Genomic DNA, 15,002 nt, shown 5'->3' with positions numbered 1-15,002 from the left:
CGGTGGGAGGTTTGCGCGGAACCGCGGGGGTGCGCTCCGCCTGGTGCGCACCCCCGCGATCAGCCGTAGAGAGTTACGACTTCAGGAACAGTCGGGTGACGTCGATGTAGCTGGACTCGGTGCTGTAGCGAGCACCGCCGATGTTCGAGCCGTAGAGCTGGAGCTGCTTGGTGTACCACAGCGGAGCGGCCGGGTTGACCTCCTCCAGGATGTAGTGGTGCGCCTCGATCCAGGTCTTCGCCGCCTCGGTCGGCTCCTGGGTCAGGGCCTTCTTGATCAGCTCCTGGACCTTCGGGTCGTCGATGTGCGAGTAGTTCGGCGAACCCTCGGCGATCTGGTCACCGTCGTAGACCGGCGTGACGACCGTGGCCGGGGACGGCCAGTCCTGGCCCCAGCCGGAGATGTAGATGTCGTACGGGTTGTCGAGCTTGCCGATCTGCTCGTAGTAGCTGGCGGCGTCGACCTCCTTGGAGACGACGTCGAAGCCGACCTTGGTCAGCGCGTCCTCGATGGCGACCTTGCGCTTCTGGCCCGCCTCGCTGTTGGCGTAGGCGAAGACCAGCTTCTTCTCGGCGGCCGGGACGTCCTTCAGGAGCTCCTCGGCCTTCGCGATGTTGCCCTGCGGCGTCTTCAGACGGCCGTACGGGTCGTAGTCGGCCTCGTAGCCCGGCAGGGTCGGGGCGAACAGGTTCGGGGCCACGTCGCCGCCGTAGGCGCCGCCCTCACCGGCGATCAGCGACTTGGAGTTCACCGCGTAGGTGATGGCGTCGCGGACCTTCTTGTTCTTGACCTTGTCCAGGTTGAAGTTCAGCACCTGGACGTAGGGCTGGTAGCCCTTGATCGTGCGCTTGTTGACGACCGCGTCCCCGACGACGTCCTGGATCTGGGTGGACTCGACGCTGCCGGTGAGCTGGATGGCGTTCTTGGCGTCGCCCTGGTCGGCGATCAGGCGCTTGGTCTGGGTCGACTCGGTGACACCGAAGTCGAAGTTCCAGCCGTCCAGGTACTGGTGGCGCACGACGTCGGTCTTCGGGTCCCACTGGTCGTTCTTGACGAGCTTGAGGGACTTGCCGATCTTGTACTCGGCGATCTTGTACGGGCCGGTGGCGACCGGGGCCTTGTCGTACTTCTCCTTCGTGTCGGACTCCTCCGGCACGACGGAGTAGCCCGGCATGGCCAGCGTCTGCGGCAGGTCCGGACGCGCGGTGTCGAAGTGGAAGATGACGGTCTTGTCGTCCGGGGTCTCCAGGACCGAGTCCGGCAGGTGCTTCTTGCCGTAGCCGCCGTCCGGCAGCGCCTTGCGGTAGTCCGCGCCGCTCAGCCAGGTCTGCAGGTACGTCGGGCCGTCGAAGATGAACTCCGCGTACTGGCGCTCGACGGTGTGGCGGACGTCGGCGGAGGTGATCTCCTTGCCGTTCTGGTCCTTGATGCCGTCCTTGAGCGTGAACGTCCAGGTCTTGCCGCCGTCGGAGGACTTGCCGGAGTCGGTGGCGAGGTCGCCGACGACCGAGACGCCGCCCTTGCCGTCCTCCTGGAAGTTCGTCAGTCCGCGGAAGAGCAGGTTGGCGACCTGGCCGGCGTCCGAGACGTAGATCTGGCTCGGGTCCAGGTGGGACAGGCCCTGCTCCTGGTAGACCTGGATGGTGCCGCCGCTCTTGGCGCCGGGGACCTCCTCGGCCGGGCCGGTCGAGGCCGCGGCGTCGGCGTAGGTGACGGCCTTCGACTGGGTGGCCGCCTCCTTCTGGTCCTCCTTGGAGTCCTTGTTGGAGTTCGTGCCCTTGTTCTCCGAGCAGCCCGTGAGCGCGAGGGAGCCGGCCGCGATCGCGACCACTATGGCGCGCGCTCTGCGCGAGGTGAACGACTTCATAGCGGTGAATGCACCTACCTGTCGGTTGTTATCCATGAGTACTGCCTGACGCGGCTGGTAGGCCGTCGCGGGGGCGGCAGTCACCCCCCACCAATGGACGATTACCGCCCGGACTTGGGGTCGAAGGCATCCCGTACGGAGTCTCCGAGGAGGTTGAAGCACAGGATGAAGATCACCAGCGCCACCCCGGGGAAGAACATGAACGCCGGGTCCTGCTCGGCGTACTTGGCGCCGGCGGCGAACAGTCGTCCCCAGTCCGGGGTCGGCTCGACGAAACCGACACCGGCGAAGGAGAGGAACGCGATGGTGAGGATGGTGCTGGGCAGCTGGTACGTGAACTGGATCAGGATCGGCGAGACGATGTTCGGCAGGATCTCCTTGCGGACGATCCGCCCCGGGGAGGCGCCGGCGACCTTGGCGGCCTCGACGAACTCCCGCTCACGCAGCGACAGCACGGTGGAGCGGACGATACGCGCCATGCCCATCCAGCCCAGCAGCCACAGCACGATCAGGATCGCCAACGCGCGGAAGTACGTGGGGGTCTCCTCCCGCGGGTCCACGAAGAACGCGGTCACGACGGGCATGAAGGCGATGAAGAACAGCTGCTGCGGGAACGAGAGGAAGAAGTCGGTGACCCGGCCGAGCCAGTAGTCGGTCCGGCCGCCGAAGTAGCCGCCGACCATGCCGATGATGATGCCGGTCAGCATCAGCAGCGTGGTCACGCCCAGCGCCATGAGCAGCGAGGTGCGCATGCCGTACACCAGCATGGCGAACAGATCACGGCCGTACTGCGGCTCCACACCGAACCAGTGGTCCGCCGAGACTCCGCCGAAGTAGCCCAGCGGCAGCCCGAAGTCGTCCAGCACGGGCTGGTCCGCGTACGTGGGGTCCTGGCCGTACAGGGTGTACGGGTTGGTGCCGCTGATCGCGGTGAGCAGCGGGGCGCACAGCGCGACGACGAAGTAGAAAATCACTACGCCGGCACAGAACATCCCTGTACGGTCACGCTTGAAGCGCTGCCACATCAACTGCCCGGGGGAACGACCCTCAAGCTTCTTGGCACCCTTGGCGACTTCCGAGGTCGCCGCGAGCTCTGGGTCCAAGGCGACCGCGGACCCCGAGTCCTCGGCCTTGGTTGGACTGGTCATGTGTGTTCTTCCCCCGGGGGGTTGGAGAGTTGAGCGCAGCACAGATACCGGCAGGTTCTGTGGTTTGGGGGAACTTTCGCCAAGTGCATCAACGCGCGTCAAGGGCGGAAGACACAGGGATCTCCCTACCGCCCATTTTTTGAGCAAAAATTGCAAAGATTGACACCTGCGCGCGCTTGACAGGTGGGACGGTAAATCGGCGAATCGGACATACCAGGAGGGATTTTTGTTTACATGTCCGAAACTTGATCGCCGAGGCACCGATATGCGAACAGCCCCCCAAAGGCATCTGAAAGCCGTCTGAACGCGACGACCCGGCCCTCCCCGAGAGGGGAAGGGCCGGGCCTTCCTGACGTGCCGGTGAGGGCGTGTCAGCCGTGCTTGGCGCGGCTCGCGGCGCGGGCCCGCTCGCGGGCGTCCAGGTTCACCTTGCGGATGCGAACGGCCTCCGGGGTCACCTCGACGCACTCGTCGTCGCGGCAGAACTCCAGCGACTGCTCCAGCGACAGCTTGCGCGGCGGGACGATCGACTCGGTCACATCGGCCGTGGAAGAGCGCATGTTGGTGAGCTTCTTCTCCTTGGTGATGTTGACGTCCATGTCGTCGGAGCGAGAGTTCTCGCCGACGATCATGCCCTCGTACACCTCGGTGCCCGGCTCCACGAAGAGCACGCCGCGCTCCTGAAGGTTCGTCATCGCGAAGGCGGTGACGGCACCGGAGCGGTCGGCGACCAGCGAGCCGTTGTTACGGGTCTGCAGGGCGCCGAACCACGGCTCGAAGCCCTCGTGGATCGAGTGGGCGATGCCCGTACCGCGGGTCTGGGTGAGGAACTCCGTCCGGAAACCGATCAGGCCACGGGACGGGACCACGAACTCCATACGGACCCAGCCCGAGCCGTGGTTGGACATGTTGTCCATCCGGCCCTTGCGGACACCCATGAGCTGCGTGACGGCACCCATGTGCTCCTCGGGCACGTCGATCGTCATCCGCTCGACCGGCTCGTACGTCTTGCCGTCGACGTCCTTGGTGACGACCTGGGGCTTGCCGACGGTCAGCTCGTAGCCCTCACGGCGCATGGTCTCGACGAGGATGGCCAGCGCCAGCTCGCCGCGGCCCTGCACCTCCCAGGCGTCCGGCCGCTCGGTGTCGAGGACGCGGAGCGAGACGTTGCCGATCAGCTCGCGGTCCAGGCGGTCCTTGACCTGCCGGGCCGTCACCTTGCGGTCCTTCACGGCCGCCTTGTTGTCGGCGCCCTTGCCGGTGGCGCCGCGGCCGACCAGCGGGGAGGTGTTGGTGCCGATGACCATCGAGATCGCGGGCTCGTCGACCGTGATCAGCGGCAGCGCGACCGGGTTCTCGGTGTCGGCCAGGGTCTCGCCGATCATGATGTCCGGGATACCGGCGACGGCGCAGATGTCACCGGGGCCGGCCATCTCGGCGGGGCCGCGGGTGAGCGCCTCGGTCATCAGCAGCTCGGAGATGCGGACGTTGTGCACACTGCCGTCGCGCTTCATCCAGGCCACCGTCTGGCCCTTGCGCAGCTCGCCCTGCTGGACGCGCAGCAGCGCGATACGGCCGAGGAAGTTGTCGGCGTCGAGGTTGGTGACGTGGGCCTGGAGCGGGGCGCCCTCGTCGTAGGTCGGGGCCGGGATGTGCTCCAGGATCGTGGAGAAGAACGGCTCCAGGCTGTCGCTGTCGGCCGGGACCGTGCCGTCCTGCGGCTTGGTCAGGGAGGCGATGCCGTCGCGGCCGCAGGCGTAGACGATCGGGAACTCGATCTGGTCCTCGTCGGCGTCCAGGTCGAGGAAGAGGTCGTAGGTCTCGTTGACGACCTCGTCGATCCGCGAGTCCGGGCGGTCCGTCTTGTTGATGCAGAGGATGACGGGCAGCCGCTGCTGGAGGGCCTTGCGCAGGACGAAGCGGGTCTGCGGCAGCGGGCCCTCGGAGGCGTCCACCAGCAGGACGACGCCGTCGACCATCGACAGACCACGCTCGACCTCGCCGCCGAAGTCGGCGTGGCCGGGGGTGTCGATGATGTTGATGGTGATCGGGTCCCCGCCGTCCTTCGGGTGGTACTTCACCGCCGTGTTCTTGGCCAGGATCGTGATGCCCTTCTCACGCTCCAGGTCGTTCGAGTCCATCATGCGGTCGTCGACGGAGTCGAGCTGGTGCGCGGCGAAGGCACCGGCCTGCTTGAGCATCGCGTCGACGATGGTGGTCTTGCCGTGGTCGACGTGGGCGACGATGGCGACGTTGCGGATGTCGTGGCGCGTGGCCATGGTGTGGCGTACTCCCGGAGTGGTGAGGACGGCCTGCGCGTACATCTGTGTTACGCGGGCCCTGCCGGGCTTGACACGCCACGGCCTCACCCCATGGTACGGGGCCGCCGGGGTGGGGGCTGGACGGGTTGCGTCGGTGCAGGTCAGGTGGGCTTTGGCCGCCGACGCCGGTGCAGGGGGCGGTCGCGCGGCCCGGCGCTTACGGGGTGCCTCCCCAGAGGGGGGACCCCAGCGCCCAGTCGTGCCGCCCTGGGCGGCACGACTGCCGGCGGACTGACGGGTCGCTACGACGCCGACGGGCCGGCTGCCCGCCCCGCGCCCTTCTTCAGGAAGCCCATGTCCTCGTACACCGGCGTCGCGAAGCCGAAGGCGCCCGTGTTGGCGAGGTTCTTCCGCGCGGCGATCAGCTGGGGCCGCTGGTAGAGGGGGATGGAGCCGGCGGCTGCCCAGATGCGGGCGTCGGCCTTGCGGACCAGGTCGCGGGACTCCTCCTGGTCGAGGGTCGCGACGGCCTGGTCGAAGAGCTGGTCGACCTGGTCGGTGCCGACCCGGGTGTAGTTCTGCTCGACGGTGAGGGAGCCGTCGGCGGCCGGGACCGGCTTGGCGTAGATGGGGCGGGCGTCGGTGGCGGGGAAGGCGGACGCGGGCCAGGAGTACAGGGCGAGGTCGTACTCGCCGGAGGCGATGTGGTCCTTGAAGTAGCTCTCCTCGGGGACCTTCCTCGTCTCGATGTGGATGCCGAGCCGTTCCAGCATGCGTGAGATGCGGTCGGCGACCGTGTGCAGAGCCCGGGAGCCCGGCCCGGAGGGGAGCACGAAGCGCAGGGTGAGCGGGCGGCCGTCCTTGGCGAGGGGACCGGCCGGTGCGCCCGCGGGGGCGGCGGTGCCCTTGGGGGCGTACGCGCCGGGTGCCCCGCCGCCCTGGTGGTGCTGCTTTCCGTCCTGGGCGAGCTGCCGGCGGTACTCCTCGGCCTCCTCGAGCTCGGCGTCCGTGCGGCCCTTGTTGTCCTCGCCGACGATGTACGTACCGTCGTCCGTGGAGTTCCCCTCGGCCGGCTCCCCCTCCGGTCCCGCCGCGTTCTCCTTCTTCTGTTTCTTGACCGGGCCGCCCGGTACCCATCCGGCGTCCGCGAGCAGCGCCTGCGCCTCGTCGGTGTCCTGGCCGCCGAGCGCGCCGCTGCTGTCGGCGTAGGCGGCCTGGCCGGACAGGGCGAGGTGGGAGCCGACCGGCTCGGCGGGCAGGCCCAGCGGCTTGAGGACGGCCTTCGCCAACTCCTCCCGGTCGAGGGCGCGGGCCACGGCCCGGCGCACCCGCTCGTCGGCGAGCGGACCGTCGGCGCCGTTGAGGGCGAGCTGGGTGTAGGCCGGTTCCAGGGACTTGCGGACCTCGAAGCCGCGCAGGGCCCGCGTGGCGTCGGCGGCGGACTGGCTGCCCCCCGCACGGGCGCCGCCACTCTCCTCGTCGGCGACGCTCCCGTCGGCGACGCTCCCGTCGGCGACGCTCCCGTCGCCGGCGCTCCCGTCGCCGGCGCTCCCGTCGCCGGTGCTTCCGTCGGCGGTGCTCCCGTCGGCGGTGCTCCCGTCGGAGCCGCTCGGGTCGGCCGAGGGGCTCGGCGCCTTGGGGTCGTCGGTGTTCCGGTCGCCGCCCTGGCGGGCCGCGCCGGTGCCGCCCGGCCCGGCGGCGAGGGCGATGCGCCGGGCCACGGGGGCGTCGATTTCGGCGAGGTCGATCGTGCCGGCGGCCAGCGCGGCGGCGCGCTCCTCGCGCGGTACGGCCCGCAGCACGATCTCGGAGAGCTTGACCGGGTCGCCCCACCAGCGCGGATTGCGGGCGAGGGTGACCTCGTCGTCCTTGTGGTCGACCTCCTGCACGGTGAAGGGCCCGGCGGTGACCTTGAGCTTCTTGCGGGCCCCGTCGTTGAAGGAGTCGGGCGTGCCCATGACCTCCTTGGGGTACAGCGGCGAGAACAGCGACTGCCAGTCGGCGTAGGGCCGGGCGAAGGTGACCTTGACCTCGAGGTCGTTGGCGCCGCGCTCGATCCGCTCGATGCGGTCGTACCCGGCGTTGCGGGCGGTCCAGTAGGCGGTGTCCTTGCCGGACAGGGCGCGCCACTGGGCGGCGAAGTCGGCGGCGCCGATCTCGCGGCCGTCGCTCCAGACGGCCTGCTGGTGGAGCTTGTAGAGGACGACCTGCCGGGGCTCGGTGTCGACGACCTCGGCGGATTCGAGGTAGTCGGGGTTGATCTCCGGCCGGCCGCGCTCGTTCAGCCGGTACATCGACGGCAGGACGGCCTGGGCGATACGGCTGGTGGTCGCGTCGGCGTCGGCCTGGAAGGTGTTCAGGGTCTCCGGTACGGCGTCCACGGCCCAGCGCAGGGTGCCGCCGTCGGCGACCTGGGACCGGGCGGCGGGGGCGATGTCCTGGCCGGCCAGGGGCTTGCCGGCCGGGTCCTCGGAGCTGCACGCGGCCAGAGCGGGCGCCGCGAGCGCTCCCGCGGTGAGGAAGGCGAGCGAGCGCATGACCGCGCCGGGCCCTCGCGTCGCACGGCAGGCGGGAGATTGACGAGCGGGCCTGGGTCCGACGCCGTCGTGGGACATCTCTGGTTACCTCCGGGAGCCGCGGGGGTTACGATCACTTTTGGCGGTATATGGTGCTGATCAGATGTATTCAGCGGTATGCCGTCACTGAAGAGGAAAGGGTTCGGCAACACAGGGCGACACGGCGGCGACGGCCCGGAAGCTCACCCATGTGGCGCAATGCACCACGGGGTGCACCCACACGCCTCGGCCAATCGGTGCACATCCCTTCCCACCGGCCGGTGTGACGCGCAACACTCGCAGGCGCATGACCGTTGCCACCCACGGCCGCACAGCCGACGGAAGTGAGGTCACGTCATGTCCGTGCACGACGAACTGATGTCAGTCCAGCGGTGTCTCGACGACATGTCCCGGTCGGTGAACCGCCTGGAACAGCAGCTCGGCAGGGGCGGGCTCGACATACGGCGGGTCCGCACCGACTGCGAGCACCTGCGTGAGAGCGTCGCGCTGCTGCGCGAGGCGACGCACGCCTCGCCCTCGGCCCGGCGCCCCGAGCTCGTCACGATCTCCGACGCCCCCTACGACTACTCCCTGTGGACGGACTCGGACGACGAGGGTCTCGGCGCCCGCGACCGGCACGCACCCTGAGCCGCCTCAGCATCCCGAACCGACCGGAGTCATACGTTGGCCACTGGTACGGAACCCACAACCACAGATCCCCATCCGCCCGGCGGCGGCGTCCGCGCCGCCCCCCGCGCCGCGATCGCCGCCCCGCACCTGCGCACCGACCGCTGGTGGCTGGCGCCGGCCGCCACGGCCGCCGGGCTGCTCGCCTTCGTCGTGTACTCGACCTGGCGGGCCTTCGCGAACACCCACTACTACGCGGCCCCGTACGTCTCGCCCTTCTACTCCCCCTGCCTGGCGGAGAACTGCGAGCCGATGAAGGCGGGCCCCAACTGGGAGATCTTCGGCAGCTGGTGGGGGATCTCCCCCGCGATCATCATCCTGATCTTCCCGCTCGGCTTCCGCCTGACCTGCTACTACTACCGCAAGGCCTACTACCGGGGCTTCTGGGCGTCCCCACCGGCCTGCGCGGTGGCCGAACCGCACAAGAAGTACACGGGTGAGACCCGCTTCCCGCTGATCCTGCAGAACATCCACCGGTACTTCTTCTACGCGGCGATCCCGGTGGCCGGCATCCTGACCTACGACACCGTGCTCGCGTTCCGCGACGAGCACTACGACTGGGGCCACATGGGCCTCGGCACCGTCGTGTTCCTGGTCAACATCGTGCTGATCTGGGCGTACACCCTCTCCTGCCACTCCTGCCGGCACATCGTGGGCGGCAAGCTCAAGCACTTCTCCAAACACCCCGTGCGCTACCGGATGTGGCAGTGGGTCGGGAAGCTGAACGCCCGCCACATGCTGCTCGCCTGGACGTCGTTGGTGAGCGTGGCGCTCGCCGACTTCTACGTCTATCTCGTCGCGTCCGGTGTCTTCGACGATCCGCGCTTCTTCTAGATGGGTGGGGCCTTCTGATGTCCGTGGTGGAGCGACAGGAGTGGGACGTCGTCGTGGTCGGCGCGGGCGGCGCCGGGCTGCGGGCCGCGATCGAGGCGCGCGAGCGGGGCGCCCGTACGGCCGTGATCTGCAAGTCGCTGTTCGGCAAGGCGCACACGGTGATGGCCGAGGGCGGCATCGCCGCCGCGATGGCCAACGCGAACCCGCACGACAACTGGCAGGTGCACTTCCGTGACACCCTGCGCGGCGGCAAGTTCCTCAACCAGTGGCGGATGGCCGAGCTGCATGCGCAGGAGGCTCCCGACCGGGTGTGGGAGCTGGAGACCTGGGGCGCCCTGTTCGACCGTACGAAGGACGGCCGGATCTCGCAGCGCAACTTCGGCGGCCACGAGTACCCGCGGCTGGCCCATGTCGGCGACCGCACGGGTCTCGAGCTGATCCGGACCCTCCAGCAGAAGATCGTCGCGCTCCAGCAGGAGGACTTCAAGGAGACCGGGGACTACGAGTCCCGGCTGAAGGTGTTCCAGGAGTGCACGGTGACCAGGGTCCTCAAGGACGGCGGGAAGGTCTCGGGCGTCTTCGCCTACGAGCGTGAGTCCGGCCGTTTCTTCGTCCTGGAGGCCCCCGCGGTCGTGATCGCCACGGGCGGCATCGGCAAGTCCTTCAAGGTCACGTCGAACTCATGGGAGTACACCGGCGACGGCCACGCGCTGGCCCTGCTCGCCGGCGCTCCCCTGCTGAACATGGAGTTCGTGCAGTTCCACCCGACGGGGATGGTCTGGCCGCCCTCGGTGAAGGGCATCCTCGTCACCGAGTCGGTGCGCGGCGACGGCGGGGTGCTCAGGAACTCCGACGGCAATCGGTTCATGTTCGACTACATCCCGGACGTCTTCAAGGAGAAGTACGCCGAGACCGAGGACGAGGCCGACCGCTGGTACGAGGACCCGGACAACAACCGGCGTCCCCCGGAGCTGCTCCCCCGCGACGAGGTCGCCCGGGCCATCAACTCCGAGGTCAAGGAGGGCCGCGGCTCCCCGCACGGCGGTGTCTTCCTGGACGTGTCGACACGGATGCCCGCCGAGGTGATCAAACGCCGGCTGCCGTCGATGTACCACCAGTTCAAGGAGCTGGCCGACGTCGACATCACGGCCGAGGCGATGGAGGTCGGGCCCACCTGCCACTACGTGATGGGCGGTATCGCCGTCGACTCCGACACCGCGGCGGCACGCGGGGTGCCGGGGCTGTACGCGGCCGGTGAGGTGGCCGGCGGGATGCACGGCTCCAACCGGCTCGGCGGCAACTCGCTGTCCGACCTGCTGGTGTTCGGCCGCCGGGCGGGACTGCACGCCGCCGAGTACGCGACGGGGGCGGCGGATCGTCCGCGGGTGGACGACGTCCAGGTGGACGCCGCGGCCGCGGAGGCGCTGCGCCCGTTCTCGGCCGAGGCGGAGGCGCAGGAGCCGGCCGGCGGGCCGCCGGAGAACCCGTACACGCTCCACCAGGAACTCCAGCAGACGATGAACGACCTGGTCGGCATCATCCGCCGTGACGCGGAGATGAAGCAGGCCCTGGAGAAGCTGGCCGAGCTGCGGGTACGGGCCCGGCGGGCGGGCGTCGAGGGTCACCGCCAGTTCAACCCGGGCTGGCACCTCGCCCTGGACCTGCGGAACATGCTGCTGGTCAGCGAGTGCGTGGCGCGGGCCGCGCTGGAGCGCACGGAGTCGCGCGGCGGGCACACCCGCGAGGACCACCCGACGATGGACCGCAGATGGCGCCGTATCAACCTGCTCTGTCAGCTCACCGACCCCACGGGCGGGCTGGCGGCCACGGACCCCGTCCGCGGCCAGATCGCCCTCACCCGCGAGACCACCGAACCCATCCGTCCCGACCTGCTCGCCCTCTTCGACAAGGAGGAGCTGGTCAAGTACCTCGCCGAAGAGGAGCTCTACGAATGAGCAGCTACGAGGCGCGCTTCAAGGTGTGGCGCGGGGACGCCGACGGGGGCGGCCTGGAGGACTTCAAGGTCGAGGTGAACGACGGAGAGGTGGTCCTGGACATCATCCACCGCCTCCAGGCCACCCAGGCCCCCGACCTGGCCGTGCGCTGGAACTGCAAGGCGGGCAAGTGCGGTTCGTGCTCGGCGGAGATCAACGGACGGCCCCGGCTGCTGTGCATGACCCGGATGTCGGTGTTCGACCGCGAGGAGACGATCACCGTCACTCCGCTGCGGGCCTTCCCGGTCGTACGGGATCTCGTCACCGACGTCGGCTTCAACTACACCAAGGCGCGTGAGGTCCCGGCGTTCGTGCCGCCCGCCGGGCTCGGGCCGGGCGAGTACCGCATGATGCAGGAGGACGTGGACCGGTCACAGGAGTTCCGTAAGTGCATCGAGTGCTTCCTGTGCCAGGACACCTGCCATGTGGTCCGGGACCACGAGGAGAACAAGCAGGCGTTCGCCGGGCCGCGTTTCCTGATGCGGGTCGCCGAACTGGACATGCACCCCCTGGACGCGGCGGCGGACACGGGGCTCGACCGCAAGCGCACCGCCCAGGACGAACACGGCCTCGGCTACTGCAACATCACCAAGTGCTGTACGGAGGTCTGCCCCGAGGGCATCAAGATCACGGACAATGCGCTGATCCCGCTGAAGGAACGGGCCGTGGACCGCAAGTACGACCCGCTCGTGTGGCTCGGCGACAAGATCCGTCGCCGGTCCTAGGTGCCGCGGCAGGCGACGTTCTGCCCGTCGCGACGGGGCGAACGTCGCCTGCCGCGGCACTGGTCAGCGTGAGGCTCGCAGATACCCCGAGTGGGCCACCTGGCCGAGGAACTCCAGACGGGTGTCGGTGGTCATGTGCTTCTCGAAGGCCTCCTTGATGCCGGGCCACTTGGGGTGCCCGAAGTCGTCCAGGACGACGATGCCGCCGGGCGCGACGATCTGCTCGGCCCACTCCAGGTCCTTGGCGACGCCTTCGGCGGAGTGATCGCCGTCGACGATGATCACGCCGTAGGAGCGGTCGGAGACCAGGGCACGCACCTCGGGGTCCTCGGAGAAACCCTGCTGTATCCGGGCCCCGGCACCCGGTGCGCCCACCAGCGCCAGATTGGTGCGCACCGCGGCCTCGCGCACCGGGGTGCCCGAGGCGTCCTTGCCCATGGTGGCGCCGGGCTGGAGCTGGGTCCCGGCGAGCGGGTCGACGATCGTCAGGCGCGGGTCGCGTCCCGCGCGCTCCATCATCCGGATCAGGGCCGCGCCGAACATCCCGTAGAGGGTGCCGATTTCCAGGATGTCGTCGTTCGGCGGGTCCAGCAGCGGTACGGCGGAGAGCTTGCCGCAGATGTTCATGGTGCCGCCGGCGATCCGGCCGACCCCGAGCGCCTCCATCGCGATGAGCAGCCGGAACGCCTGGGCGACGGTCCGCTCCGCGCCGTCCGCGTCCCCGGTCACGTCGGTCAGCTCTTTGATCGTGCGGTGGAGATGGGGGGCGGACGGCAGCCGCGACGCACCCCGGCCGGTCCCGTCGAAGAACAGCTCCAGCGGGCGCTGGCGGGCGCGCAGCCGCTTCAGCTCCTGCTGCGAGGCGTCGTGGGAGGCCTGCCCGACGGCCCGGCGGACCTGCCGTTCGATGCGCTGGTCTATGAGGTCGGCGATCGGACGCAGGGCACGCCGGGCCGCCTTGCTGGTGAGTAACGCTCGCATGGATGTCTGACCCTCACAGGAATAGGAGAAGTGGACCCTAGGCCTCCCACAGGTGGTCCACAACAAACTAGGGCACCTGTAGAGGGAAAGCCCGTGTGACATCCGAACAACAAGTCGGTGACCGCATCGGACGCACCCCGGTCGCGGGCCCGTATTCCCGGCCATACGCTCCGAAACGTGACGTCATCCCGGTTCCGGGGCCGGCCGCGGCAGGCCGGGCCCCCCACAGGGGCGCGCCTGGCGCAGGCGGTGCTCGGTGGGGCGATCGCGGTGATGTGGCTGTGTCTGCTGGTGCCGGCGACGGACACCGGCGCCAGGGGCGGGCCCGGGCCGGGCGCGGTCGCGCAGGAGGGGGACGGGACGTACACCGCCGACCTGGTGCTGCCGCTGATCGCGGCGGTCACGGCGGTCGCGCTCGCCGCGTACGGGTACGTACGGCGCACCCGGCGCACCCGCACCCGGACGACCCCCGGCGGCGCCCTCCCCGGCCCGCCGCCCCAGCCGACGCTCGACCGGTTCGACCGGCAGTCCCGGGCGGCGCTGGTCGAGGCGGACGACTGCGTACGCACCAGCCGGGAGGAACTCGCCTTCGCCGGGACCCGGTGCGACGCGGCGGACGCCGAACCCTTCGGGCGGGCCCTGCGGGAGGCCGAGGCCGAGCTGTCGGCCGCCTTCCGGATGCGGCAGCGCTACGACGACGGAGTGCCGGGCGAGGAGTCGGCCCGTCGGCAGGTGCTCGCCGGGATCGTCGGGCGGTGCGCGGAGGCGGGGCGACGGCTGGACACGGAGGCCGCCGGGTTCGATGTGCTGCGCGGCCTGGAGCTGGGCATCGGTGCGGCGCTGGAGGTCGCGGAGGCGCGCTTCCGGGAGCTGGCGGGGCGTACGGGGACGACGGAGGCCATCCTCGGCGACCTCGCCGAGCGGTACCCGCCCGGCGCCACCGCCTCGGTCGTCGGGTCCGTCGAACAGGCCAAGGACCGCCTGGTGTTCGCCACGGTCCGTCTCAACCAGTCCCGCCAGCAGGCCGACCTGGGCAACGCCGACCTGGCAGCCGCCCACCTGCGCGCCGCCGAGGGCGCGATCACTCAGGCCGCTGTCTTCGTGGACGGCGTCGACCGGCTCGCGCAGGAGCTGACGAGGGCTGCGGGCCTGGTGCCAGGGGCGCTCACGGGGGCGGAGGCGGAGCTCGCGGGCGTGCGGGAGTGGCTCAGGGGGGAGCGGGGAGCGGGCGGCGGGCCGGATGTTCCCCTGGGTGAGGTGCGCGCCCGTCTCGCGCGCGCCGACATCGTCCTGGCCGCCGTACGGGAGGAGCTGACCGCCGGGCCCTACGACCCGCTCGACGCCCTGCGTCGGATCGCGCAGGCCGTCACGCCGCTCGCGGCCGGGCGGGCCGGGGTGATTCCGGCCGCCGCCCTGCTGGTCGCGCGCAGCAGCACCGGCGCCGCGGCCGACTTCGTCAGCACGCACCGGGGGGCGGTGGGCGCCGCGGCCCGGACCCGGCTGGCGACAGCCGAGGCGCTGCTCGCGGACGACGACCACCTGGCGGCCGACGCCCGCGCCGGGGAGGCCCGGCATCTCGCCGAGCAGGACGTACGCGCCCACGGCACGCCGTACGCCGGTTCAGGCGCGCACGCGATCGGCGTCGGCGGGGCGGTCCTCGGCGGGATCCTCCTGGGCGGCGACCCGGACGGCGGCCCGCCCGCGAGCTTCGGAGGCCCGCGCACCCGGGCACGCAGGCGGCCGAATCCCCCGTAGGCCCTGGCGCTCTGGCGGCCGCGGTCGCGCGCCCTGTTGTGGCCGGCGCCAAGCCTCCGGACTCGTCGCGGCCGCACCCTGGAGGGGTGCCGCTGCGCCCACCCTCCCCCACTCTCGGCTTCTCCCCCACTCTCGGCTTCGCTCGAGCGGGGGGACCCCCATGAGCGGGGGGACCCCCATCGCCCTGGGGGTCCC

At 70.2% G+C, this 15,002-nt stretch carries 10 protein-coding genes; 5 read left to right on the top strand and 5 right to left on the bottom strand.

The window, feature by feature from the left end:
- Positions 1–73: 73 nt before the first annotated feature.
- The 4 genes from StrepF001_RS29840 to StrepF001_RS29825 form a co-directional block, all read right to left on the bottom strand.
- Positions 74–1,867, bottom strand: coding sequence for an ABC transporter substrate-binding protein (locus StrepF001_RS29840; RefSeq protein ID WP_165396411.1), 1,794 nt, complete (start codon positions 1,865–1,867; stop codon positions 74–76).
- Between the two features lie 101 nt (positions 1,868–1,968).
- Positions 1,969–3,015 (bottom strand): ABC transporter permease, encoded by a 1,047-nt coding sequence (locus StrepF001_RS29835; protein WP_129801309.1) that lies wholly within the window; start codon positions 3,013–3,015, stop codon positions 1,969–1,971.
- 371 nt (positions 3,016–3,386) lie between these two features.
- Complete coding sequence (typA, locus tag StrepF001_RS29830; RefSeq protein ID WP_129801308.1) at positions 3,387–5,294, bottom strand: translational GTPase TypA; 1,908 nt, start codon at positions 5,292–5,294, stop codon at positions 3,387–3,389.
- A gap of 284 nt (positions 5,295–5,578) precedes the next feature.
- Positions 5,579–7,813 carry an ABC transporter family substrate-binding protein gene (locus StrepF001_RS29825; RefSeq protein ID WP_240797740.1) on the bottom strand — a complete coding sequence of 745 codons (2,235 nt, stop codon included), beginning with the start codon at positions 7,811–7,813 and terminating at the stop codon, positions 5,579–5,581.
- A gap of 375 nt (positions 7,814–8,188) precedes the next feature.
- On the opposite strand from StrepF001_RS29825, the gene StrepF001_RS29820 reads away from it, so the two are divergent.
- The 4 genes from StrepF001_RS29820 to StrepF001_RS29805 are packed head-to-tail and all read left to right on the top strand — an operon-like array spanning position 8,189 to position 12,071.
- A complete protein-coding gene (locus tag StrepF001_RS29820; protein ID WP_129801306.1) occupies positions 8,189–8,479 on the top strand; it encodes a hypothetical protein in 291 nt (96 codons plus the stop codon).
- A 36-nt stretch (positions 8,480–8,515) separates the two neighbouring features.
- Positions 8,516–9,352, top strand: a complete 837-nt coding sequence (locus tag StrepF001_RS29815; RefSeq protein ID WP_129801305.1) for a hypothetical protein — start codon at positions 8,516–8,518, stop codon at positions 9,350–9,352.
- 17 nt (positions 9,353–9,369) lie between these two features.
- Positions 9,370–11,307, top strand: a complete 1,938-nt coding sequence (locus StrepF001_RS29810) for a fumarate reductase/succinate dehydrogenase flavoprotein subunit (protein WP_129801304.1) — start codon at positions 9,370–9,372, stop codon at positions 11,305–11,307.
- The gene (locus tag StrepF001_RS29805) at positions 11,304–12,071 is read left to right on the top strand and encodes a succinate dehydrogenase/fumarate reductase iron-sulfur subunit (RefSeq protein WP_129801303.1); all 768 of its coding nucleotides are present in this window, start codon (positions 11,304–11,306) and stop codon (positions 12,069–12,071) included. The genes StrepF001_RS29810 and StrepF001_RS29805 overlap by 4 nt, the downstream gene beginning before the upstream one ends.
- 63 nt (positions 12,072–12,134) lie before the next feature.
- Here the strand turns inward: StrepF001_RS29805 and StrepF001_RS29800 are convergent, their stop codons facing one another.
- Entirely contained in the window at positions 12,135–13,052 is a 918-nt protein-coding gene (locus StrepF001_RS29800; RefSeq protein ID WP_129801302.1) for a class I SAM-dependent methyltransferase, read from the bottom strand.
- 177 nt (positions 13,053–13,229) lie between these two features.
- On the opposite strand from StrepF001_RS29800, the gene StrepF001_RS29795 reads away from it, so the two are divergent.
- Positions 13,230–14,807, top strand: a complete 1,578-nt coding sequence (locus tag StrepF001_RS29795; RefSeq protein WP_129801301.1) for a hypothetical protein — start codon at positions 13,230–13,232, stop codon at positions 14,805–14,807.
- The last annotated feature ends 195 nt before the right edge of the window (positions 14,808–15,002 follow it).

Origin of the sequence: Streptomyces sp. F001 (assembly GCF_004187715.1) — a bacterium.
In the GTDB taxonomy this organism is placed as follows: Bacteria; Actinomycetota; Actinomycetes; order Streptomycetales; family Streptomycetaceae; genus Streptomyces; species Streptomyces flavusporus.
Note: the sequence above shows the minus strand (reverse complement) of the source record. Positions and strands in the feature narration are given on the sequence as shown.